At 44.2% G+C, this 23,895-nt stretch carries 24 protein-coding genes; 9 read left to right on the top strand and 15 right to left on the bottom strand.

What is annotated here, in order from left to right; genetic code table 11:
* The first annotated feature begins 109 nt into the window (after nucleotides 1-109).
* A complete protein-coding gene (locus tag AC07NA_RS18065) occupies nucleotides 110-895 on the top strand; it encodes a mechanosensitive ion channel family protein (protein ID WP_345212563.1) in 786 nt (261 codons plus the stop codon).
* Between the two features lie 3 nt (nucleotides 896-898).
* Here AC07NA_RS18065 and AC07NA_RS18060 read toward each other — a convergent pair whose 3' ends face one another.
* From AC07NA_RS18060 to AC07NA_RS18035, 6 genes are read right to left on the bottom strand one after another with little or no spacing between them, the layout of a single operon-like run.
* Nucleotides 899-2,245, bottom strand: a complete 1,347-nt coding sequence (locus AC07NA_RS18060; RefSeq protein WP_494898990.1) for a DUF58 domain-containing protein — start codon at nucleotides 2,243-2,245, stop codon at nucleotides 899-901.
* Nucleotides 2,246-2,256: 11 nt separating this feature from the next.
* Entirely contained in the window at nucleotides 2,257-3,234 is a 978-nt protein-coding gene (locus tag AC07NA_RS18055) for an AAA family ATPase (RefSeq protein WP_494898989.1), read from the bottom strand.
* Nucleotides 3,235-3,237: 3 nt separating this feature from the next.
* Nucleotides 3,238-4,416 carry a DUF4350 domain-containing protein gene (locus AC07NA_RS18050; RefSeq protein ID WP_494898988.1) on the bottom strand — a complete coding sequence of 393 codons (1,179 nt, stop codon included), beginning with the start codon at nucleotides 4,414-4,416 and terminating at the stop codon, nucleotides 3,238-3,240.
* Complete coding sequence (locus AC07NA_RS18045; protein WP_494898987.1) at nucleotides 4,413-5,177, bottom strand: DUF4129 domain-containing protein; 765 nt, start codon at nucleotides 5,175-5,177, stop codon at nucleotides 4,413-4,415. The genes AC07NA_RS18050 and AC07NA_RS18045 overlap by 4 nt, the downstream gene beginning before the upstream one ends.
* Before the next feature lie 3 nt (nucleotides 5,178-5,180).
* Nucleotides 5,181-6,068, bottom strand: coding sequence for a hypothetical protein (locus AC07NA_RS18040; RefSeq protein ID WP_494898986.1), 888 nt, complete (start codon nucleotides 6,066-6,068; stop codon nucleotides 5,181-5,183).
* Nucleotides 6,052-7,032, bottom strand: coding sequence for a stage II sporulation protein M (locus AC07NA_RS18035; protein ID WP_494898985.1), 981 nt, complete (start codon nucleotides 7,030-7,032; stop codon nucleotides 6,052-6,054). The genes AC07NA_RS18040 and AC07NA_RS18035 overlap by 17 nt, the downstream gene beginning before the upstream one ends.
* 95 nt (nucleotides 7,033-7,127) lie before the next feature.
* On the opposite strand from AC07NA_RS18035, the gene AC07NA_RS18030 reads away from it, so the two are divergent.
* On the top strand, nucleotides 7,128-7,868 hold the full coding sequence (locus tag AC07NA_RS18030) for an RDD family protein (protein ID WP_494898984.1): 741 nt from the start codon (nucleotides 7,128-7,130) through the stop codon (nucleotides 7,866-7,868).
* Here the strand turns inward: AC07NA_RS18030 and AC07NA_RS18025 are convergent.
* Together AC07NA_RS18025 and AC07NA_RS18020 are read right to left on the bottom strand one after the other, a co-directional pair.
* A complete protein-coding gene (locus tag AC07NA_RS18025) occupies nucleotides 7,843-8,253 on the bottom strand; it encodes a DUF2752 domain-containing protein (protein WP_494898983.1) in 411 nt (136 codons plus the stop codon). The genes AC07NA_RS18030 and AC07NA_RS18025 overlap by 26 nt on opposite strands.
* Nucleotides 8,254-8,568, bottom strand: coding sequence for a CD225/dispanin family protein (locus AC07NA_RS18020; protein ID WP_494898982.1), 315 nt, complete (start codon nucleotides 8,566-8,568; stop codon nucleotides 8,254-8,256). It abuts the gene before it with no gap.
* Nucleotides 8,569-8,673: 105 nt separating this feature from the next.
* Here AC07NA_RS18020 and AC07NA_RS18015 point away from each other — a divergent pair, with 105 nt between their 5' ends.
* A complete protein-coding gene (locus AC07NA_RS18015; RefSeq protein WP_494898981.1) occupies nucleotides 8,674-10,101 on the top strand; it encodes an L-serine ammonia-lyase in 1,428 nt (475 codons plus the stop codon).
* Between the two features lie 6 nt (nucleotides 10,102-10,107).
* Here the strand turns inward: AC07NA_RS18015 and AC07NA_RS18010 are convergent, their stop codons facing one another.
* The 5 genes from AC07NA_RS18010 to AC07NA_RS17990 all read right to left on the bottom strand — a co-directional run bounded on the left by AC07NA_RS18010 (nucleotide 10,108) and on the right by AC07NA_RS17990 (nucleotide 12,971).
* Nucleotides 10,108-10,842, bottom strand: coding sequence for an SGNH/GDSL hydrolase family protein (locus AC07NA_RS18010; protein ID WP_494898980.1), 735 nt, complete (start codon nucleotides 10,840-10,842; stop codon nucleotides 10,108-10,110).
* Nucleotides 10,839-11,561, bottom strand: coding sequence for a lipoyl(octanoyl) transferase LipB (lipB, locus tag AC07NA_RS18005; protein ID WP_494898979.1), 723 nt, complete (start codon nucleotides 11,559-11,561; stop codon nucleotides 10,839-10,841). Before lipB ends, AC07NA_RS18010 begins: the two co-directional genes overlap by 4 nt.
* Nucleotides 11,558-12,205, bottom strand: a complete 648-nt coding sequence (locus AC07NA_RS18000; RefSeq protein WP_494898978.1) for a 4'-phosphopantetheinyl transferase family protein — start codon at nucleotides 12,203-12,205, stop codon at nucleotides 11,558-11,560. Before AC07NA_RS18000 ends, lipB begins: the two co-directional genes overlap by 4 nt.
* Nucleotides 12,206-12,315: 110 nt before the next feature.
* Nucleotides 12,316-12,729 (bottom strand): type II toxin-antitoxin system VapC family toxin, encoded by a 414-nt coding sequence (locus tag AC07NA_RS17995; protein WP_494898977.1) that lies wholly within the window; start codon nucleotides 12,727-12,729, stop codon nucleotides 12,316-12,318.
* Complete coding sequence (locus AC07NA_RS17990; RefSeq protein ID WP_494898976.1) at nucleotides 12,726-12,971, bottom strand: DUF6364 family protein; 246 nt, start codon at nucleotides 12,969-12,971, stop codon at nucleotides 12,726-12,728. Before AC07NA_RS17990 ends, AC07NA_RS17995 begins: the two co-directional genes overlap by 4 nt.
* A 202-nt stretch (nucleotides 12,972-13,173) precedes the next feature.
* On the opposite strand from AC07NA_RS17990, the gene AC07NA_RS17985 reads away from it, so the two are divergent.
* The 4 genes from AC07NA_RS17985 to AC07NA_RS17970 all read left to right on the top strand — a co-directional run bounded on the left by AC07NA_RS17985 (nucleotide 13,174) and on the right by AC07NA_RS17970 (nucleotide 17,110).
* The gene (locus AC07NA_RS17985) at nucleotides 13,174-13,341 is read left to right on the top strand and encodes a hypothetical protein (protein WP_494898975.1); all 168 of its coding nucleotides are present in this window, start codon (nucleotides 13,174-13,176) and stop codon (nucleotides 13,339-13,341) included.
* Nucleotides 13,342-13,415: 74 nt separating this feature from the next.
* Nucleotides 13,416-13,952, top strand: a complete 537-nt coding sequence (gene dcd, locus AC07NA_RS17980) for a dCTP deaminase (RefSeq protein ID WP_494898974.1) — start codon at nucleotides 13,416-13,418, stop codon at nucleotides 13,950-13,952.
* Nucleotides 13,953-14,044: 92 nt separating this feature from the next.
* Entirely contained in the window at nucleotides 14,045-16,759 is a 2,715-nt protein-coding gene (locus AC07NA_RS17975; protein ID WP_494898973.1) for a TonB-dependent receptor plug domain-containing protein, read from the top strand.
* A 69-nt stretch (nucleotides 16,760-16,828) separates the two neighbouring features.
* Complete coding sequence (locus tag AC07NA_RS17970; protein ID WP_345212545.1) at nucleotides 16,829-17,110, top strand: ATP-dependent Clp protease adaptor ClpS; 282 nt, start codon at nucleotides 16,829-16,831, stop codon at nucleotides 17,108-17,110.
* Nucleotides 17,111-17,885: 775 nt separating this feature from the next.
* On the opposite strand, the gene AC07NA_RS17965 is transcribed toward AC07NA_RS17970, so the two are convergent.
* Entirely contained in the window at nucleotides 17,886-18,956 is a 1,071-nt protein-coding gene (locus tag AC07NA_RS17965) for a branched-chain amino acid aminotransferase (RefSeq protein WP_494898972.1), read from the bottom strand.
* Nucleotides 18,957-19,631: 675 nt separating this feature from the next.
* Here AC07NA_RS17965 and pruA point away from each other — a divergent pair.
* On the top strand, nucleotides 19,632-21,260 hold the full coding sequence (gene pruA / locus AC07NA_RS17960) for an L-glutamate gamma-semialdehyde dehydrogenase (protein WP_494898971.1): 1,629 nt from the start codon (nucleotides 19,632-19,634) through the stop codon (nucleotides 21,258-21,260).
* A 264-nt stretch (nucleotides 21,261-21,524) separates the two neighbouring features.
* Here pruA and AC07NA_RS17955 read toward each other — a convergent pair whose 3' ends face one another.
* Nucleotides 21,525-23,336 carry a MutS-related protein gene (locus AC07NA_RS17955; RefSeq protein ID WP_494898970.1) on the bottom strand — a complete coding sequence of 604 codons (1,812 nt, stop codon included), beginning with the start codon at nucleotides 23,334-23,336 and terminating at the stop codon, nucleotides 21,525-21,527.
* 67 nt (nucleotides 23,337-23,403) lie between these two features.
* Here AC07NA_RS17955 and rlmH point away from each other — a divergent pair, with 67 nt between their 5' ends.
* The gene (rlmH, locus tag AC07NA_RS17950) at nucleotides 23,404-23,877 is read left to right on the top strand and encodes a 23S rRNA (pseudouridine(1915)-N(3))-methyltransferase RlmH (protein ID WP_494898969.1); all 474 of its coding nucleotides are present in this window, start codon (nucleotides 23,404-23,406) and stop codon (nucleotides 23,875-23,877) included.
* Nucleotides 23,878-23,895: the final 18 nt, after the last annotated feature.

Below are 23,895 nucleotides of genomic sequence, written 5' to 3'. Positions count from 1 at the left end.
AAAAAGAAAATATTTACAAACCCGTTTATTTGAGTGGGTTGTGTTAAAGTCGCCGGAGTTCCTGGTGTCGCTTATGTAATAATTTGCTAATTTCGTGCTTATATTAAGTATGAAATTACAAGACTTTTACGACAGCGCCTATAAATGGATCCTGCTGCATGGCCCTGATATTGTTAGCGGATTAATAGTACTCATTATTGGCCTGTGGTTCATCAGGCTCCTTAAATCGCGTATCATCGCTCAAATGAGCAAACGCGAGGTTCATTCATCCCTTCAATCTTTCCTGCTTAGTTTATCAATTACCGCCCTGCATATACTGCTGGTGTTAACGGTAATGCAAATACTTAAAGTAGAGGCAACCATATTTACCACGCTTGTGGGCGCGTTTGGTGTGGCCGCCGGTTTGGCCTTATCGGGTACGCTGCAAAACTTTGCGGGTGGGGTGCTCATCTTATTGCTGAAACCCTTTGAACTGAACGATACCATCCGTGCGCAGGGGCAGGAGGGCAGGGTAACCACTATACAGATCTTTTATACCGTACTGTTAACCATTGATAATAAAACCATTATTATACCTAACGGAAAGTTGTTTAACGAGGTGATTGTAAACATTACCCGCGAAACCCAGCGCCGTTTGGATTTTGAGATAGAATTGAGCTACGCCGCCAGCCCCGAAAGTGTGATGGAACTTATTGCCGATGCCGTTAAAACCGCGCCGGGAATACTGCCCGACAGGCCAGTGAAGATAGGCATAGTACGATTGGCTTTTGACCGCGTTACCTTTGTGGTAAATATATGGGCCGAGCCGGCCGAGTTCCTGAATGCCAAAACGTATATCCACGAAGAGGTAATTAAAAAGCTGATGGCCCAGGGTATAAAGTTCCCGGGTACCTGATGGTTATATGCGCTGACGTGCCTTAATTTCGAGGTAGCGGTTAACGGTATTAATGGTAAGATTTTTTGGCGCGGTAAGGATGGATTGTATACCATGCTTGGCCAGTTCCTTTACAATCACCTTTTTCTCGTTAGCAAATTTTTCGGCAATGGTTTTTATATAGATGTTCTCAACATCTTTGGCCGGTTGCTCGCTTATGGCTTTCAGTTCGGTATTCTCAAAAAATACTACCATCAGTAAATGGAACTTAGCTATGCGTTTCAGGAATGGCAGCTGCCTTTGCAGTGCCGACATGCTCTCGTAATTAGTAAAGAACACCACTAAACTCCGCTGTTTTATTACACTGCGTACGGTGCTGTACAGCGCTTCCATATTGGTTTCGAGGTAGCGGGTTTTCTCTTTGTATAAAACTTCCAGTATGCGGTTCAGCTGTACCGGCCGGCGGTCGGCAGGTATAACGGAGCCTATCTTTTCGCCAACGGTGATCAGTCCGGCTTTGTCTTCCTTTATCAGCGCCACGCTGGATAGTACCAGACTGGCATTAATGGCATAATCGAGGAGGCTAAGTCCGTCAAAAGGCATCTGCATTGACCTCGACTTATCAATTACGCAATACACATGCTGCGATTTTTCGTCGGTATAGGAGTTCACCATAAAGCTGCCCTGTCTCGCGGTGGCCTTCCAGTTAATGGTGCGGTAATCATCGCCGGGTACGTAGTTCTTTACCTGCTCAAACTCCATGCTATGGCCAAGCCTGCGGATCTTTTTGATCCCCACTTCGCTCAAGCGGTTTGATATGGCCATCAGTTCATACTTGCGCATTTGTAAAAATGAAGGGTAAACGGGCAGGGTTTCGGCCTGTTCAAAGGTATAACGTCGGCTTATTAAACCCAAGGGCGACCGCACATATACCCTGATATCGCCAAACTCGTATTCGCCGCGTTTGGTAGGGCGCAAAAAGTAATTGATCTGTTTTTGCTGGCGCGACAGCAGGGTGGTTTTAAACCACACATCGCGTTTTTGAAACTGAAAGGGGATCTCATCAATAATACCTATCGTGGTAGTGAACGAATATAGGTTTTCGATATAGATGCCCAGTTCATTATCATCGCTGTTGCTAAGCCGCTCGGGGGCGTGCCTGCGTGCAAATATGCCTTTTGAGGTATTGTAAAGCATCAGCACATCAACCAGTATCAACAGTATCAGCGTATAAAAAACCAGTTCGGGTATAATGCCTAACCATTTAAAAAAGAACCCGAATAAAAATACCACCACGCAAAGCGTTAGCCCCGCAAACAGGCGGTTGTTAAGAAATAGGTTTTTATAAAATAAACTGAATACTTTTTTCACGCAGTGCGGGCTTATCTTGGTACTTCAATTTTCTGGATGATCTGTGCAACCACATCATCGGTGGTGAGGCCTTCCATCTCTTTGTCAGGGGTAAGCATCAGGCGGTGCCTTAACACCGGCGGCGCTACCCATATCACATCTTCAGGGGTAACAAAATCGCGGCCTTTAATGGCAGCCAATGCCTTAGCTGCATTAACAATAGCCAGCGACGCTCGCGGTGATCCACCCAAAAACAAGGCTTTATTGTTACGTGTTTCGTGGATCAGTTTGGCCACAAACTCCAGTATTTTAGGCTCCACATGAAAGGCTTTCACCTGCTCGCGCAGGGCTACAATATCATGTGCTGATAATACCGGGTGTACATCGGCCAGTTGATCACTGGTTTTGTGCTGGTGCTGTTGGGTAATAATGGCTATCTCTTCTTCAAGTGTAGGGTATTTTACCTCTATCTTAAATATAAAACGATCCAGCTGGGCTTCGGGCAGGCGGTAGGTACCTTCCTGCTCAACAGGGTTTTGGGTGGCCAGTACAATGAACGGCTCATCCATTTTATAGGTATTGCCATCGTTGGTAAGCTGGCGCTCTTCCATCACCTCAAACAAGGCCGACTGTGTTTTGGCCGGTGCCCGGTTAATCTCATCTATCAGTACAATATTACCGAAGATGGGGCCATGCTTAAACTCAAAATCGGCCGTTTTAGGGTTAAACACTTGCGTGCCCAAAATATCCGACGGCATCAAATCGGGGGTGAACTGTATACGCGAATATTTGGCGTTGATGGCCTTGGCTACCAGTTTAGCGGTCAGCGTTTTGGCTACGCCGGGTACACCCTCAATCAGTATGTGCCCATCGGCAAGTATCCCGGCAATAATAAGATCAATAGTTTCCTGCTGACCAACGATAATTTTGGCAAGCGTGGCTTTTATTTGCTCAACGGCAGCGTTAAGCCTGCTCATATCCGTTCTATTCTCAAATATTTCTTCTTCCATTGTCTATACAGATAAGGTATAAAATTTTTCGATCAGTTTGTTTAGTTCAATCAGCTCGCTGTCGCTAACCTGACTTTGGTGTGCTATGTAATTAATGTAATTCACCATATCGCGTACAAAATTTAGCTCGATGCCGCTTTTTGCTGCAAAGGTGTTCACAAATTCATTATCTAACTTGTTGGTTTTAATAAGATAACGATCGCGCACATGCGTAAGAAAGTACAGTATCTTTTTATGGGCGATGTTTTGATTGTCGCGCTGCTCGTAGTATACCTGCCCAACCACGTTAATAAAATCAACAGTAGAGTTTTTAAGCGGCTCAATAACAGGGATGATCCTTTGCCTGCGTTTTACCTCGTACAACACAAACAGCAACAAGCTACCTAATGTAATGTAATAAGCCCAGCGCAGTTCGGCATTGGTAAGAAAAACCTTCATCGGCGAACCTTCATTCTCTGTGCCCTGCGTATAGTACTCATCCCACAGGATCTGTTTAGGGCTGTTCAGGTAGGATAGGGCATAGGCAGAATACTCGGCACCCTGCGTTTTCAGCAGGCTATAGTTACTAAACAGTTTAGGATTGCTGATAAGGTATAACGATCCTTTGCCGAATTTAAACCGCACAAAATTGGCCTTATGCTGTGTGTTTTGTCCAAGCAGTAAAGCGCGCGCCGTATCAAGCTGACTAAAGTACATGTTGCCCGCCTGCCTGTCTACGCGGTACTTCTTTTCCGGATCGAGAGCGGGGTTTACAAAACCTACCAGTTCATCGTTATTGGCAGTGTCGTATTTATTGTCAGTTTCTATCTTCAGATTTTTATCAAACAAGCTCCCGAAGTTTTCAACGGCTATAAACGCATCGTTACCAGCTTTGATGTATGCGGTGAGGCGTTCATAATCAGGTTTTGATAACTCAATCCCCCCGCCTATAAGTACGTAAGCTGTGTTTTTTAGGGTAGTATCGGCTAAGGTGTTATAAACAGGTTCGCGCACCGCTCGGATCTGCGATTTGGGGAATATGTCTTTAGCCCTGTCGTACAAAATAAAGGTACCGAATGGGATTTTATCGGTATTGATATAAGTTTCCTTCCAGTTGGTAGGCTTGGGTTTATTTAGCTGCACAACAATGTACAATACAAACAGCGATATGGTTACTATAAGGTATATCTTCAGGCTTCTCATGCTATTTGCTGTTTAAATTGCTGAAAAAGCACGTTAATATCTTTGTAAGCAGGTTCGTCAATTATAAAATTACCGTACCATACATATTCAAACCGGCGGGTTAATGAGCCAAAGGCCTGCTGTTTTTCCGCGTCCTGCAACTCGTAATAATAGGCGGTGTTGGTTTTGTCAATTTGCCAGTCTATCAGGTTTTTATCGCTTAGTTGTTTAAGGCATTTTAAATACAATAAACGAACAGCGAGGCGATAATTGCCCTGCGTTACGGCAAGCTCTATTTCGGCATCAAAATCAATCTCATGGATATTCTCCAGTGTTTCGTGATAGGGCACCGAAGCCTTTTTGGGGCCTATGCCAAAAACACCGGTAATGTCAATGCCCACAAGTTTTAATATCACAAAAAGCAAACCTGCAATAGCTATAACTAAAAATGTGTACTTCAGTATAATAAAAGCCTCGGGTGACATGTGGAAACCACGGAAAGGCGCCCCAAACCAATCCCAAAAACGATCCCACCAGGTAGGGCCCTCGGTAGCGCCATTATCATACCTAAAATCGCGCTGCGAGGCATATTTTTCCAAACTGGCATCGTTAAACTTCTGGGGTTTAACGGCTGCGCTATCGGCATGCAATATGGCCGGTGTTTTCTTCACCGTTTTTATAACTTTTTTTACCGCAGGTGGATTCTTATCTACCGCCCATGTAAAAGAGCATGGCAGTACCAATAACAGTGTAAGTAAAAGAAAAGGAATTAACCTGCGCATAGTTTAGTATTGTTCGGTAGGCAGGTGCGATGCATCATCATCTTTCCCTAAGTTATTTATGCGGTCCATAAGGCCTATGCCTTCCTGTCGTTCGGTATAGCTAAAATAACACAAACTGAGCGCTATGGCCAGTAACGAGTACGACAGGTACATTACGTTAACCAAAAAGGCAAAAAATACCAGTAGTGGTGTGGTAAAGCTTTTGAGCACCAAAAAGAGTTTTAATACGGTGATTAATGTTATTGGCAAACTCGCTATACCCGCCGCGAAACCAATAATGAGCGACACCACGAATATGATACCGAAAGTCATCCACCAGTTATTGCTGATCAATTTAAAGCATTTACTAAATGCGAAACTAAACGAGGTGTTCTCAAATATCATTATCGGCATAGCCAACGCAAATACTGTACTTACATAAATACCGGGTATAACACAAAGTACAAAACCCACTATAGTGAGCAGTATTAAAAGAAAGCTACTGCCTATGCATCTCAAAAAATAGTACTTTACATAACCCCATACTTCTTCTAAAGTAGGTTTTTCCTGCTCTTTTTTTTCGCGATATACGGCTATATAGCTAAAGGTTACCAAAAAAATCAGAAAATAGTATAAGCCCACCGCTACATAATATAGGCCCATGCCTAAAAAATAATCGTTAAAAATACCCGATCTGAAAACGTTAGGATTTGGCTGGTTTTTAATATCCATCATATTCATCATGCCCATTTGCATAAATGAATAAGCCGCGGTACCCAACAGGGTAAAGGCGCCGCAAATAACTATCAGCGGAATAAAAAGGGGCTTAAAATTATCTTTCAGAAAAGTGAAGCTATCGCTGATTATCTGTCCGAAATCTCGGATGCTTCTTAACTCAAACTTCGGTGTCATCAATGTAAGGGGTTGTTTGGGTAAATTGTTTATTAAGTACGGCCGGATATATTACCACGTACCATAGTATAAATATAAAGGAAAGAGCAAGTATGCTTACGCTTAACCATATAGACATTTCGGTGTGGCGGGTTACATAACCTTCAAAAAAAGCGGCGGTAACAATAATGGGTAAAATGCCGAGGGCAATCTTGATCGCGTCCTTTCCACCCGCTTTTAATGATACCAGGCGGCTGTACGTTTTAGGGAAAAGCAGGCTGTTGCCTAAAATTAGTCCCGCGGCGCCGGATATAATGATGGTTGATATTTCGAGCGTGCCATGTATCCATATCACCAATACCGATTGAAGGCCCAGCCCTTTGCTGAAGAAATAGTATTGGAACGAGCCCAACATAATGCCATTGTATACCAGCATATATAAACTGCCAACTGACAGGAATATGCCGGATACTACCAGCTTCAGTTCAACCATAATATTGTTGAGCCCAATCATTAAGAACATTTCAAACTCCCCCATCTTTTTATATACCCCGAACGGATCGCCTTTGGCAATGTTATCATTCGTCATGTTCACATAGCCGTCGCCAAGTATAAGGTTCACAAAATGCCCGTCGTATTTGGCTGATAGGACCCCCATCAATGTTGAAACCAAAAAGAAAGCGAAAGAATACAACAATAGCCTGCGGTACTTGAAAAATATCAATGGCAACTCGTATCGCCAAAACAGGATAAAACGGTTGCTTTTCTCTTTTTTGTTTCTGTAGATGGATTGATGGAAACCCGATGCCAGTCCGTTAAGATATTTGGTAGTATTTGAACGCGGATAAAAAGTTTTGGCATAAGCGAGGTCATCAGTTATGCTGATAAAGCTTTCGCCCAGCTGATCGGGGTCAAGCCGTGATTTGTCGGCTTCGTAAGCTCTCCACCTGGCAGAATTTTGTTTTATAAACAGGGCCTCACGCATCGTTTACTCGGTATTAGGATTTTTTGTTCAAAATAGCCACAAATTTTTAAACTGCAAGTAAAAAATGCAATAACAAATTTATATTTGTTACTAACATGCAGACCGTAACCATTCACACCACGCAGAATATTGATATCGACTATGAAATTGCCAGTCTTGGCGACCGCGTGCTGGCAAGGTTGATTGATTATGGTATTTTCTTTGTTTTGGCGATAATAATAGGCATAGGTGGAGTTGCTGCATTAGGTGACGGGCAGCTTGTGGGTTTTATATTTGTAGGCCTGTTTGCACTTTTTGTTTTTTACGATTTGATATGCGAAGCCATTTTTAATGGCCAAAGCGCAGGCAAACGTATTATGAAGATAAAGGTGATCAGTTTAGATGGCGCGCGCCCTTCGTTTGGGCAATACCTTATGCGCTGGCTTTTCAGGTTGGTTGATTTTGCCATAACCGGGCAACTGGGCGGACTTATTTGCGCCGCGAGTACGAAAAACATACAGCGTATTGGTGATATAGTGGCCGGTACCGTGTTGATAAAAACTACTCCCCGCACTAAAATGGAACACATCGTATTCAAACCATCTGAAGATACTTACGAACCTGTTTTTAAAGATGTTAACTTACTTAGCGATAAGGATATTGCCCTGGTGGGTGATGTGATCAATACCTACTTTAAAACCGGTAACGCAGTTGTAGTGTATAATATGGCCGCCCGGATAAAAACGCATCTGAATATAGCGGCTCCCGATAATATGAACGACCTGCTGTTTTTGCAAACCATTGTGAAAGACTACAGCCACATCACCGCTTTTAATGATTTGCCGCTAAATAGCTAAAAGGCTGCACCGGGATATTTCGGGCTATCCAGAAAACAATTACTATAGCCGCTATAACTTTAGGCGTTATTGGGTGGTAAAGTATTTTCAGGCGAATATCTTTATTGTAGAGCCATGCAGCTGCTTTATATCCAAAATGTACGGCCAGCAGGGGCAGGCTTAGTACCAGCAAAATGTTATAACTGCAAGCCAGCTTAATATCGCCGTGTAAAAGCGCGTGTACCGCACGTTGCGAGCCGCAGCCGGGGCAGTCTAACCCCGTTAGTTTATGAAACGGGCACTGCGGAAAAAAGGAATACTTTAACGGGTTGAAAAAGTAGTATATAACTAATATTGCCATTACCGCGGTAGCAGCAATGGCAATATTTATTTTCTTATTGTGCATTTAAGATCTGCCTAACATACCGGCACCTACGCCAAGTACCACAACAAATAATATGTAAAGTACAATAACACCTATACCAACAAAAAAACCAATTTTGGTCCATTTACCGGCTTGTTGAGATGCATGCAATGCGCCGGCATAATCGCCAACATCATACTTGCTATTTACAGATGCGGAGTTGATAATGCCCACTATACCGAAAGGTAAGCAGCAAAATAACGTTACTAAAATTGATTCAACCAGCCAGTTTTTCGGGCGGATTGTTGGCGACTGGCCAAAAGGACTTTTTTGATCGAAAGGAGGAGTGGGTTCCATAGTGATAGATTTTTTTAGATTTTTTTGAAAGTTATTAAATCGATTTCAAATATTAAAACCTTTAATTAAAAATTTTATAGCCCTTTATGCTTAATTTTGCAAGCAATGCAAAGAGAGCAAATTTCGGTTTTTGATATGTTTAAGATAGGCATAGGCCCGTCGAGTTCGCATACGCTTGGTCCGTGGAGGGCGGCGCAACAATTTGTACAGCTATTAAGCGATACCGATGCGTTGCCGTTGGTGGCGGGCATCAAGATATTGCTGTACGGCTCACTGGCCAAAACCGGCCGTGGCCACGGCACCGATATTGCCATTTTGCTCGGCCTTAGCGGCGATGACCCCGTAACCTTTGAGGTAGATAAGATCAACTCTAAAATAGCGCATATTACCCGTTCGCATAAGCTGGAATTGGGCGGTACAAAAGAAATAAGTTTTTATACCGACGACGACCTGCTGTTCCTGTTTAATGAAAGCCTGCCCTTTCATCCCAACGGTGTAACTTTTCAGGCTTTTTTAAGTACAGGTAAGGCCGTATCTGCTACCTATTATTCAATAGGCGGTGGTTTTGTGGTAAAAGAAGGTGAAGACAAAAATGCCAAAGCCGAAGTTGACCTGCCCTTCCCGGTAGAAACAGCCGGCGACCTGCTGCACTGGTGCATGAAAACCGGTTTGAAGATCTCGGAAGTGGTAATGGAAAACGAACTGGCCTGGCGCAGCGAGCACGATACCCGCGACGGTGTGCTCAATATATATCGCGTGATACGTGAGTGTATTTATCGCGGCTGCCATACCGGCGGTTCATTGCCGGGCGGACTTAACGTAGCCCGCCGTGCCATCAACCTTAACAGAAGATTAACCGCAGGTCATAGCTACAGCAATTATGATGAATGGATAGCAGTGGTACGTGAAACCGGCTGCACCTTTCAAAGCATACTGGATTGGGTAAGTTGTTTCGCGCTGGCTGTAAACGAAGAGAACGCTTCTTTCGGCCGTGTGGTTACCGCGCCAACTAATGGCGCCGCGGGAGTGATACCGGCAGTGCTGCACTATTTTATCGCTTTCTGTGATGGTTACGAGGATAAAAAGATAGCCCAGTTTATTTATACCGCTTCGGAGATTGGGAGCATCTTTAAAAAAGGAGCTACCATATCGGCTGCTATGGGCGGTTGCCAGGCAGAGATTGGCGTATCTTCGGCGATGGCAGCTGCGGCATTAACCGAGTGTTTGGGCGGTTCGCAAAGGCAGGTATTGATGGCCGCCGAAATTGCTATGGAGCACCACCTCGGCCTAACCTGCGACCCTATCGGCGGGTTGGTACAGGTACCCTGCATAGAGCGTAATACCATGGGTGCTATAAAGGCCATCACGGCATCGCAGCTTGCGCTGCAAAGCAACCCCGATAATGCCAAAGTAAGTTTGGATGCAGTGGTTAAAACTATGTGGCAAACCGCGCAGGACATGAACTCCAAATACAAAGAAACATCCGACGGCGGCCTGGCGGTAAACATCCCGATCAGCTTACCGGAGTGTTAATAAAGGCTATTTGCTATTGAGGTGTTTGGCGACAACAGGTGCCAGTTTATTGATCCATTCGGAATACATTTTACCCGATGGGTGCAAACCATCGCCGGCTACTAAGGCTTTATCATAAAGCGCGTTGCGCGATATTTGGGTAATATCAACAAACGTTACACCAGCCTTGCCTGCTTCATCTTCGGCAATGGCGTTGTAGGCGTTTATCTCTTTCTCAATTTTTTTAGTATCCGACCCGGAAGCGAACGGCGTAACGCCATAATCAGGGATAGAAACCACAAATACGTGCTTGCTATTGTTGCCCGCGTAGTTTAAAGCCGTGTTAAGCAGCTGCACAAATTCGGTACGGTAGGTATCGATATTGTAACCGCGGTACTGGTTGTTAACGCCAATAAGCAGGGTTACAATAGTGAACTTGTCTTTGATGTCTTTTTGTTTGATGGCAGCTATGAGTTCATTGGTGGTCCACCCGGTGCGGGCAATAATTACGGGTGGCTGAATATTGTAATCGTTTTGCTTCAGCACGGCGGTAAGCCTGTTCGGAAAGTTTTCGTTGGCAGGTACGGCTTCGCCAATGGTGTACGAGTCGCCCAGGGCAAGGTAGGTAACCGTGCCGGTATCGGTAGCTTTGGGTATTGTATCGTTATTGGCCACAGGCATGTTTTGACGCAAGGGCATCAGCTTTGTTTTGCTGCACCCGCTAAGTATGGTTATCGCTATTATAAAATGTACTATCCTCATATCATCTCCATACCAAAAAGTACGGAAATATGATGTTTAAGGATTTGTTTAACTTTATTAATATCAACTATTTCGCCAAGTTCGGCCTGCATACTGGTTACGGCTTTATCATCAATACCGCAGGGCACAATGTTTTTAAAGTAATCCAGATCGGTATTTACATTAAAAGCCAGCCCATGCATAGTAACCCAGCGACTGCAACGTACGCCCATGGCGCAAATTTTACGGGCACGCTCATTATCGGCATCCAGCCACACACCTGTAAAACCAGGATAGCGGCCTGCCGTTAGTCCAAATTCGGCCATGGTTAATATCACGGCTTCTTCTAAAGTGCGCAGGTATAAATGTATATCGGTAAAAAAATTATCAAGGTCGAGTATCGGGTAGCTTACAATTTGCCCGGGACCATGATAGGTAATATCGCCGCCACGATTAATAGGGTAATAAACCGCGTTTTTGGCTTTCAGTCCCGCTTCGTCAAGCAGTAAATGTTCGGGCTTGCCGCTTTTACCAAGGGTGTATACGTGCGGGTGTTCGCAAAAAACAAGATAGTTTGGGGTAAGGGTAGTTTCCTCATAATCATCGTTGGCGGCTACCAGGCGGTTACGCAGTTCTGTTTTCAGGCCAACGGTTTCGGCAAAAAGTTTCTCCTGCCTGTCCCAGGCCACCTGGTAATCGGTAAGGCCCCAATCCTGAAAAATTACTTTCTTATTCTTCATACACTATATTCTGTTACGTAACCTATCATGTAATCTTCATATTGCTGATAGCCTACGGTATAATCTATCGCTACATTACCTTTACGCAGTTTGGCATCTACTACGCCATGTCCTTCAAAACGGAAGGGTTCCAGCAGGATGTTATCTAAAAAGGAAACTTCTTTTTGTCCGTAACATTTGTAGATAGCCTCTTTGGCGCACCAGCAAACATACAGTTCCTCAATTTTACGCTCTTCGCTGATAAAGCCCCGCTCATTCGGGTTCATAAATTTATGGGCTATACGCTCCACCTTTTCTTTCACCAGTTCAATATCGATACCCACATGATATTTTTTGCTGATCATCACCGCGGCAAAATCAAACGAATGGCTGAACGAGATCTGGTACGGATGGTTAACAAGGTAAGGTTTGCCATGGCTGTCGACCTGGCAATCAATGTACTCGTTGGTGCTGAGCATGTGGCGCAGTAGTACACGTGTGCTTAACCAGTGCAGGTGGCGTTTATTGGTGCCCAGTTTTTCAACAACGGCTTTTTCTTCGTCGTTTAACTGTAACTGAACATACAGGTCCTCAGCAGTTTCCTCAATTTTCCAGAGGGCAAATTCAGTATCATCATCAATCTGTTGCCTGTATGCTATAGCCATAAAGTAAAGGTGCAAAATGCAGCACAAAATTAAATCAAATTATTATCATTTGTGCAGTAATAATATCAGCGGCTTAACACTAACTAAATACTTGATTTCATCCGGCGTGATTATAAATTATTTAACAACTCATCCGGTGGCAGCACTGTTATTCCAGCATCCTTAAAATCTTTTATATTTCGGGTCACTATAAAATCCAGTTGATCAATAGTTCCGGCCGCGATTATTTGTATAGCATCTTCAAAATCTTTGTGTTTTGATAATAAACTTTTCCTGATAACGGGTAAGTCGATTGCAATGATGTCAATAAGATCTAACAATGAGAGTAATACACTTCTCAGGTCGGCTTCAGGCATGTACTTCTTTAATAAATAATGAGTAGTGGCGAAAGCATGCGATGATGTGTATAGCTTAACCTTTTTTCTTTCGGCCAAGTCAAATAACGCAATGGCATATTTACTGAAAGGGGCTCTATCGGCAAGAAGATCGATCAGGATGTTAGTATCCACAAACACCGTTTTCATAGGTGCTTATTTTTGAGGTAATCATCTAATTCTTTTTTCTCGTCAAAATCGAGCGGAAGTTTAACTGCTCCAATAATTTTTTTGAGTTTCGGTGATAATGTTTCAGTATTTGTATGCTCTTCGGTTAAAGATTCAAGATAATTCCCAACCAATTCAGATAAGCTTCTGCCGGTGTGTTTGGCATAAGATTTAGCTTTATTAATAGTGCTCTCTTCTACTGTTAATGTCAACTTAGTTACCATGACACGTGTAATTTTTACAAAGATACGTATCGTAAAAGTGAAATTGCAAATTATTGTTGATGCCCTGTTTCAAGGCCAAGCTAATCATGTAGTTAACCAGAGTATATGCTTGGCTTTTTTGCATAATAAATTTTCTGCACCATGTAACGTACGCGGGTAAACTTCCGTCATAGTAGTAATAACCATCACAATAAGTAAAAGAATGAAAAAGTTATATACAGCCGTAACTATTTTAATAGCCCTCGCCATCACCGAATCGTGCCGGAAACAACAGGTTGATAAGATCATTGCAGGGCAGGGGCACCCGGTACAAAAAGAAATTAAGCAATCGCACCAGGGCAACGCCAGCATCCATAAAGTAGGTTACTGATAGTTGTTGATATTATACCTTTTGCGCTTAAGTTAAATAATGATAATTTAGCCGAACAGAGCTCATCAAAAGAAATGATATTATCCGACAAGCGCATCCTCGAAGAAATTGATAAAGGACATATAATTATTGAACCCTTCAGGCGCGACTGCCTCGGTACCAACTCTTACGATGTGCATTTGGGTAAATACCTGGCCACCTATAAAGACAGGGTGCTGGATGCCAAGCTCCACAACGAAATCACTTCTTTCGAGATCCCCAAGGACGGCTTTTTGCTGCAACCCAATACCCTGTACTTGGGTGTTACCGTTGAGTATACCGAAACACATAAACACATTCCTTTTTTGGAAGGTAAATCAAGCACCGGCAGGTTAGGTATTGATATTCATGCCACAGCCGGTAAAGGCGATGTTGGCTTTTGTAACACCTGGACGCTGGAAATATCGTGTACACAACCTGTTAAAATTTACGCGGGCATGCCCGTAGGTCAGTTAATTTATTTTGTGGTAGAAGGCGAGATAGAAACACTGTACAATACCAAGGCTAACGCCAAATACAACAACCCAACCACCCGCCCGGTTGAAAGCATGATGTGGAAGAACAAATTCTGACGAAACCACACTGTAAAACTTGTTGATGTAACAGCTATTTTATTTAATTGATAAAGGCTTTTTTGTAGCTTAGGCTCATTATTTACCTGAGAATGAGCTACCGTAAAACCCTTGCCTTATTATGCACCATGCTGTGTGCTGTTATAACCATTAGCTTTAGCACGGCAGATGACGACCCTATACAAAAAATAGCGGCACAGCTCGAAAAATGGCTCAGTGATAATCCGCCCGAAAAAGTTTACCTGCATTTAGATAAGCCCTATTACGCGTCGGGTGATACCATTTGGTTTAAATCGTACGTAACTATCGGCAGTACCCATCAGCTTTCGGGCTTAAGCGGTATTTTAAATGTTGATCTTATTAACGATAAGGATGTAGTAGAACAAAGCGTAAAGCTGCCTTTAATAAGCGGACTTGCCTGGGGCGATTTCGCACTGGCCGATACCATTAAGGAAGGGAACTATCGAGTACGTGCCTACACCAACTACATGCGCAATGCCGGCGAAGATTACTTTTTCGACCGCACCATCAACATTGTAAACGCTATCAGCAATAAGGTATTCACCAAAACAGATTATACCTATACCACCGTTAACGGCGTACAAAAAGTAAATGCCATTATTAATTACACCGATATTGAGGGTGCGCCCTACGCTGCTAAAGAAGTAAGTTACCAGGTAGAGTACGATGGTAAGCGGGTAGACCGCGGTAAAGGTATCACCGATAATAAGGGTAACCTCACACTTAGTTTTGATAACAAACCGCCATTTTTAAGCGGACAGGGTAAAATAGTTACCCAGGTGAGTATCGATAAAAAAGAGAAGGTAAGCAAAACGGTGATTGTAAAAGCGGCATCGGCCAAGGTTGATGTGCAGTTTTTCCCCGAAGGCGGTAACCTTGTAAATAGTCTGGCTTCGGTAGTGGCCTTTAAGGCGACAGGTGCCGATGGTTTGGGTAAAGATATAAAAGGGGTAATTAAGGATGAGCAGAATGCGGTTGTAGCCAATTTTGCTTCAGTCCATTTAGGTATGGGGCAATTTAACCTTACCCCGCAGGCCGGGCATACCTATAAAGCATACATTACTTATGCTGATGGATCAGAAGCGACGGTTGACTTGCCGAAAGCGCTTCCGCAGGGCTATGTAATTAATATTGACACGCGCGATGCCAATCGTTTAATTGTTAGGGTAGAGAATAACCTGCCCGGCGATCCTGGGATAATTTCACTGGTGGGGCAGTCGGATGGTAAGCTGTACTATGCCGCCAAAGGACGGTCGGGCGAGAAAAGCTTTGTAACCATGATCCCTAAAAGTCGTTTCCCGTCGGGCACTATACAGTTCACACTTTTCTCTGCAACCGGCGAACCGCTGAACGAGCGTTTGGTGTTCATTCAAAATAAATTTTCGATAAAGCTTGATGTTACCTCTGATAAGCAGGTATACAAAACCCGTGAGCATGTGAAGCTGAACCTGAGTTCGAAAGATGAGGAGGACAAGCCCCTGCAAGGCATATTTTCGGTAGCGGTTATTGATGAAACCAGTGTACCGATGGAAGAAGCCGCCGAGCATACCATATTTTCGGATATATTGCTTACCTCAAACATTAAGGGCTATGTTGAAAAGCCTAACTATTATTTCACTAATGTGAGCGATAAAACACGTGCCGACTTAGATGTGCTGATGCTTACACAAGGTTTCCGCAGGTTTGAGTGGAAACAGGTACTGGCGGGCAGCACAGCCCCGGAAGTATATCATCCCGAAAAAACACTTGAACTATCGGGCACGGCCACCTTTAAAGGTAAGCCCGTGGTAAAAGGCCCGGTAACCATATTTAACACAGCCGGTAACCTGTTTACCCGCGATACGGTTACCGATGCTAATGGCCACTTTAAATTTACCAACCTGCTGTTTAAAGATAGCGCAAAACTGGTAGTGCAGGTACGTACCGCCGAGGGTAAAACCGGGGTGAAAATTGAACTGGATAATACCAAGCTGCAAGCTGTCACCAAAAACAAGAACGCGCCGGATGTGAACATTAACCTCAACGAGGGCATGAACGGCTTTTTACACAATAATAAAAGCTGGTACGATTGGCAGGTTAAAAACGGCGTAGGCAACCGTACTATCTTGCTGAAAGAAGTAAACATCAGGCAAAAGAAAGAGTCGCCCGTTAAAAATTCGTCCAACATGAATGGCTCGGGCAATGCCGACCAGGTGCTCACCGCCAAGGATCTTAGTGTGGGCTGTCCGCAATTGGATATGTGTTTGCAGGGCAGATTAGTAGGGGTGATATTTAAGCAGGGGGTGCCGTATTCTACACGGAGCCAAAATACCCCGATGTCCATAGTGATTGATGGATCTCCCGTGGAAAGTGACGCGTTAAGCAGTTTATCGGTACCCGATATTGAAACCATTGAGGTATTGCGTACCATCGGTACCACAGCCATTTATGGTTCGCGCGGAGCGGGTGGTGTAATTATCATTACCACCAAAAGGGGTGATGGCGGTAGGTATGATCCGTCACGCTGGGATGCTCCGGGACTTGTCCCTTATTCGCCGAAAGGCTATTACCTGGCACGCGAATTTTATTCGCCCAAATATGATAACGAAAGCATGAGCCGTAACCAGCAATTGCTTGATCTGCGTACTACCATCTACTGGAACCCCAACATAATTACCGATGAAAATGGCAATGCCGCGTTCGATTTTTATAATGCCGATGGCAAAGGCACTTACAAGGTAGTGGTTGAAGGGATAGACAGCGACGGCGTATTGGGCCGCAAGGTATACCGGTACAAAGTACAGTAAATGTAAAACCGCACATTAGTAGCGCTTAAGCCATTTAGTTTAATAATTTTTGGTAAATTTGCGCCACTTATGCCAACCGAAGTACAGGAAGAAACATTTACACTTGAAGAGTTGCTGGCCGGGCTTAAAGAGATGCACCGCCTCATTTTGTGGAACGATGATGTGAATACGTTTGACCATGTAATTTATTGCATGATGAAGTATCTCGACTATTCGGAATCGCAAGCCGAAAAGATAGCCTGGAAAGTGCACAACGATGGCAAGTGCGCCGTACTGGAAGGTTCCTTCACTGAAATGGAGATCTACCGTAAAATATTACAACAAGAAGGGTTGACTGTTTCTGTAGAGTAATCTTCTCCCACTTACATAAAATCGTGTCATTGCGAAAATTTTAATTCTTTTTGGAATTTGAAGGAAAATGACGATGGCACACAACCACTCTCCACTGTCATGCTGAGGAACGAAGTATCTATCGGAGATAAGCATAGCCCCGCCGCTCATTTCCTCCCCACATGCAACAAGTTCGCTATGCCCGCCTTTGCACTCATGCCCTCCACAGTTCTGCACGTTTTCGCCCGAAGCTGTTTGCTGACGGAGAAGAAGAATCTATGACAGGATCGTAACTTTTCAACACCCTCTCCTTGGAGAAATTATCGGCAAATTATAGGATGAAAAGTTAAAATTGGCTCTTGCGGCAAAGCAAATCGCATAACTAACTCACCCGGTCTACGCTTCGCTGGACCACCCTCTCTCCGGCTTTGCCGCAAAGAGGGCTAAACAAAATAATAGATATAGAAACCCCTCTTTGCGAAGCAGAGCAGGGGTGACGAGCGAAGCGATGTCGGGGTGAGTCAATATTGAGCGATTCTTAGATTGACAGTCCTATTTCTTGGAGGGGGCGGGTAGGGATAACGCGATAGCAGGGGGGGGCACTATTTAATACCGACTGCCGAAGTAAAACCATTAATAAAAAAAGCTCTGAATTATATTCAGAGCTTTTTTTATTTCAATCTTGTCATTCTGAACATAGTGAAGAATCTTCTTCGCTTTATAAGGTCAGACGACAGATGCTTCGTACCTCAGCATGACAGTTGATAAGGTATACGAACTTATCTTTTATCGTTAATTATTCACCAACCGGGAAATTCCATCCATGGGTATCAGGGATAACGCCGTATTTGATATCGTTCAATGTTTTCAATACTTTTTGTGAGAACTCTCTTTCTTTAGGGTCAATTAAAAAGTACTCTTCGCCATTGTAGCTGATAGAGCCAACCGGGGCAATGGTAGCGGCTGTGCCTGCACCAAATGCATCGGTTAATTTACCGTTTTTGGCGCCTTCAACAATTTCGGCTACTGAAACGCGACGTTCTTCAACCGGTACGCCCCATTCCTGGGCCAGTTTTATCACAGTATCGCGGGTTACGCCTTTTAGTATAGTGCTTTGGGTAGATGGTGTTACCAATTTGCCATCTAATACGAACATGGCATTAGCGGCACCCATTTCCTCAATATAAGCATGATCGCGGGCATCTGTCCAGATCAATTGGTCAAAGCCTTCGTCAACCGCCGTTTTACCCGGCAGCATTGAGCTTGCGTAGTTACCGGCAGCTTTGGCAAAGCCCATACCGCCTTCGGCAGCGCGGGTAAAGTTGGTTTCAATTTTAACACGCAGTGTTTTTGAAAAGTACGGACCAACCGGGCAGGTTAATACCATGTATTTATAAGTACCCGATGGCTGTACGCCCAAAAACGGATCGGTAGCAAACATGAACGGCCTGATATACAGGGCGTGGTTATCTTGCGTAGGCACCCAATCGCGGTCGATATCAACTACAGCTGCAAGGCTTTGTAAAAATATATCCTCGGGCAGGGTTGGCATGCAAAGGCGCTCGGCAGATTTATTAAAACGCTCGGCATTTTTATCCGGACGGAAAATGACCACCTTGCCATCAGCATGTTTGTATGCCTTAATACCTTCAAAAAATGCTTGTCCGTAATGTAAAGCAGAAATTGCGGGGCTTAAACCAATCTCGCCATACGGAATGACCTGGAAGTTTTTCCATTCGCCATCGGCATAATCAGCCACAAACATGTGGTCTGAAAATATTTTACCAAATGGCAGGTTGTCGAAATCCGTTTCCTGCAAACGGGAATGAGTGGTTTTGGTTATCTGAATATCCAGCGTCTCAGTCATGATAGTACGTGTTATATAATCTTAAAATGGCAAGTTAAGTATTTTCAAGTGAAAAATACATGATATTACTTATAGATTGTTCATTATGTGAACGAAATAGTGGGAGTGTTGTAGGTTGTGTGTTGTAAGTTATGAGGATTTAGTGATGGTCAGAAGTGAATAATTGTCTTCCTCGTCAGTAAACAGCTTCGGGCGAAAGCGTGCAGAACTGTGATGGCCATAAGCGCAAAGGCGGGCATAGCGAACTTGTTGCATGTGGGGAGGAAAAGAGCGGCGGGGCAAAAGTTCCAGCCCTAAGTTCTGCACGATTTGCAGGGTAAAGGCATGTGCGGCAAAGAAGCCTTTTGCTGGACAAGGGTTTTGTTACTTTTGCCCTCAAAAGTAATGGGGCACTGCGCCCAAGAGCAGGCTGACATACATTACAGCACAAGCACAAAAAATTTATTTTAGTAGCTTGCCAAAGAGCGATAGAAGAGGCACTTCTTGCTATATGTCAACTTACAAAAAAATACTTCACTCCATTCAGCAACGCAGTTATTAAAAACTTACATCCCCAAGGCTGTCTATACAACCTGATTTTATCTCTTCATTTTTTACACAAAGCCCACAACAGCAGGCTACATATATGCACATTTACATGTATCTTTACGGCGTATTAATAATGACCATCATACTATGCTTAAAGGATTTTTCAACGTCCCTAAGCCACAAAACGAGCCCGTATTAAATTACGGTCCCAACAGCCCCGAACGCGTTACGCTTAAAGCCGCGCTCGAACAAGGCCGCTCTTATGTGGAGGACATACCCATGTACATTGGCAGCAACGAAGTACGTACCGGCAAATTAGTCGAAGTTCGTCCGCCACATGATCACCAACATTTATTAGCTAATTTTCACGAGGGCGATGCAAGCCACGTGCATGCCGCTATTGATGCAGCCCTTGCTGCCAAGGCCGACTGGGAAAACCTGGCCTGGGAACAACGCGCTGCCATATTTTTAAAAGCTGCCGATCTGTTGGCCGGCCCGTACCGTGCTACAATCAATGCGGCTACCATGCTTGGCCAATCGAAAAATGCTTACCAGGCCGAAATTGATGCCGCTTGCGAATTTATCGACTTTTTGCGCTTCAACGTACATTACATGACGGAGATATACGAGCAACAGCCTCCTATATCGCCAAAAGGTATCTGGAACCGTGTAGAGCAACGCCCTTTAGAAGGCTTTGTATTCGCGCTTACGCCATTTAACTTTACGGCCATTGCCGGTAACCTGCCTGCATCTGCCGCCATGATGGGTAACGTAGTAGTTTGGAAACCTGCTTATACCCAGGTATACGCTGCCAATGTAATTATGAAAGTGCTGATCGAAGCAGGTTTACCTGCCGGCGTGATCAACCTTATTTATGTTGATGGCCCTGTTGCGGGTGATATCATATTCAGTCACCCTGATTTTGCAGGTATCCACTTTACAGGTTCAACCGGTGTATTCCAAAACATTTGGAAAACTATTGGTACCAACATTCATAAATTCAAAACCTACCCGCGCATTGTGGGCGAAACCGGCGGTAAAGATTTTGTGCTTGCCCACGCCAGCGCCGATGCTGATGTGGTAAGTACCGCATTAGTACGTGGCGCTTTCGAGTACCAGGGACAAAAATGTTCGGCTGCTTCAAGGGCTTACATCCCGGCTTCGTTATGGCCTGCGGTTAAAGCCAATGTACAGCGCGATATCGCTTCGTTCAAAATTGGTCCGGTAGAAGATTTCAGCAATTTTGTTAATGCCGTTATCTCCGAGCTTTCTTTTGATAAACTGGCTAAATATATTGATGCCGCCAAAAACGACGAAGGTGTTGAACTGGTAGCAGGTGGTGGTTACGATAAAAGCAAAGGCTGGTTTATTGAACCTACCGTGCTTAAGGTTGACGACCCTCATTATGTAACCATGCGCGAAGAGCTTTTCGGCCCGGTATTAACCATTTATGTATACGAAGACGATAAGTTTGATGAGATACTGGACATTGTAGATAAAACATCTATCTACGCGTTAACAGGTTCCATCATATCGCAAGACAGATACGCCATTGCTAAAGCTACGCAGCAACTGCGCAACGCTGCCGGTAACTTCTACATCAACGATAAACCTACAGGTGCCGTTGTTGGTCAGCAGCCGTTTGGCGGTGCCAGGGGGTCGGGTACTAACGATAAGGCCGGTTCAATGATCAACCTGTTGCGTTGGGTATCACCACGTACCATCAAAGAAACCTTTGATCCACCGAAGGACTACAGGTACCCGTTTTTGGGATAATTGTTAGATAGAGACAAGAGTTAAGAATCCGGAATCAGGATTATATACGAAAGCCGATCAGTTTAATGCTGATCGGCTTTTTTGATTTTGTATCTTCTTGCGCTCGTTTGCAACGAGTGCTTAATATGGGTTGGCGATTGTATCGCCAAAGAAGCGTCGCAGATGCAAGACCACGGTAAGCACTCGTTGCAAACGAGCGCAGGTAAGCGTTTTCTTGTCTCCTGATTCTTAACTCTTGCGTCTTTAATTCCTGTTTCCTGATTCTTAATTCTCGATTCTAATCTCAATGCCTATCTGCTTCAGCAGCAACGAAGCGTTAAAGGTTTTACACTCGCCATGTTTAAGTTTATAGTCGAACAGCATTTCGCCGTTCACTACCTGTATATCGAAGTAGAAATTGCGTACATAATCCGGATACTTCTCTTCCAGTTTGGCAATTTGCAAGTCGTGGGTGGCAACCATGCCTACGGCACGTTTACTGATCAGTTGTTCTATCACCGCTTTCGAGCCCAGGTATTTATCTACCGAATTGGTACCACGCAGCATTTCATCTATCAAAAAGAAAACCTTTGGCTCGGTTGCTACCGCGCCAAGCAACATTTGCAGGCGGTCGAGTTCGGCTTTAAAAGTAGATGTGCTTTCGTTCAGCGAATCTTTGATTCGCATGTAACTGATAATGTTTATTACCGATACCTGCATGCTTTCCGCGCAAACAGGGGCACCGCAAAGGGCAAGCACCGTATTGATGCCCATGGTGCGTAAAAAGGTACTCTTACCCGCCATGTTCGATCCCGTAATGATATCGGCCTTAAAGGCATCATTCAGCGCATAGTCATTCGCTATTCTTTTACCCGGGGCAATTAACGGGTGTGCTATTTTATTGGCGGTAAGTGTGTAGCCATCGCCATCGGCAATTTGCGGAATAGCCCATTCGGGATAATTGATATGCAAACCTGCAATACTTATTAAGGCCTCAAACTCCGCCAATACCTCAAAAGAAGTTTCAAAATTGTGCACGTTATCGCGTTTCCATTGCTCAATAGCGATGATCTGCTTAATATCCCACACAAAAAACACATTGAGTATCACCCCCACAATAATGTTGAGGTGATAATTTAATTTATTGATCAGCAGTGATAGCTCATTAATACGTGCAGATGTATGCGCCTCACGTAACTGCTGCGACAAATTATTGCTGTATGCCGATTGCCACTGCTCATCCTCTGCCTTTTTAAAAGCGACGGCATAGCGAGAAAGTGTATCGCCAATTTTACCGGCTACCAGGTCGGTTTGCTTAATGTAGGATGCCTTTGAAAATACGATGCCCATATTGATCAGCGCCAGTATTACCGCCAATGGCTTTATCAGGGGTACAAATATGGCCGCTATGATCAGGGCAGACAACAGGTAGGGAGCTATCAGCGTATATCGTTTCAATGCTTTTTCGCCGGGCAGATTAAGCGGTACATGAAGGTAGTTAAACAGGCGTTTTAACTGGTTTACATCGGCATTGGCTGCAAATAACAGGCGTGCTTGCAAATCGAGCTTCCAGTTGTTTTTGGCCGATAGTTCTTTAACGGCTTCCTGTCTTTGTAAAATAACCTCCTTAGTGGCCGGTGCGCTTAGCCATGCGGCCAGTTTATCATTCCCCGGTGTAGTAGCCGCACGGTTAACGAGTTGAAACAGGGATGCCTTACCGAAGATATCCAGATCGGCAGTGTAATAATGCTTTTCGTTTATAAAACGTGCGCCACTATCGTACAGGTTGCCGTACGTGCGTATGTTATCGGCCTCGTTATCGTTTATTTTAGCAAGATCGTTATAATAATCGCGCTCGCGTTCAAATTTGCCCTGCCTGGCCACCAGCCACGCGAAAGCCAGCATCAGCACTACTACCGATACGGCGATGATGGTAAAGGTATCGTACATTACCCCGGCAGCAACTGCGGCGATAACCAATGCGAAAATACCAAGTCTTAAAAATGAGTAGGTATTGGCCAGTTTTTTAAACTTATCGGCCTCATTTTTCGCGGCTGCCGACCGCTGTGCGTAATCGTTTAGGATATCGTTGTTCATTATCTGTAAAAACAAAGCGGTAAAATAAAGGCTTATATTTTAAATAACCGTTTATTTGTAGGTTTTTATGAAGATTACTTTACTCACCGTTGGCAAAACCGAAGATGCTTATATAAAAGAAGGCATCGAAAAATATGTTAAGCGCCTAAAGCATTACACCAAGCTGGAAATGGTTGACCTGCCCGAGCTTAAAAACACCAAAGCCCTCACGCAGGAACAACAAAAGGTAAAAGAGGCCGAACTGATACTCAAAAAGATCACCCCGCTTGATCATGTGATACTGTTGGACGAAAAAGGCCTGGAGCTTAGTTCCACCCAATTTGCCGAGCTGATCAATAAGCGGTCGGTTAGTTCATCGGCCAATATCATTTTTGTAGTTGGCGGTCCGTATGGCTTTGATGCCACTGTGTACCAACGGGCCAATGATAAACTCTCGCTCTCGCGGATGACGTTTTCGCATCAGATGGTGCGCTTGTTTTTTGTTGAGCAATTGTACCGTGCCTATACTATTATTAAAGGCGAACCTTATCATCATTCTTAAAGCATTTAATTGATTTTC

The sequence above is a fragment of the Mucilaginibacter sp. GW821-FHT07G05 genome (assembly GCF_059418565.1).
The sequence above is the reverse complement of the archived record's forward strand: the minus strand, read 5'-3'. Positions and strand labels throughout refer to the sequence as shown.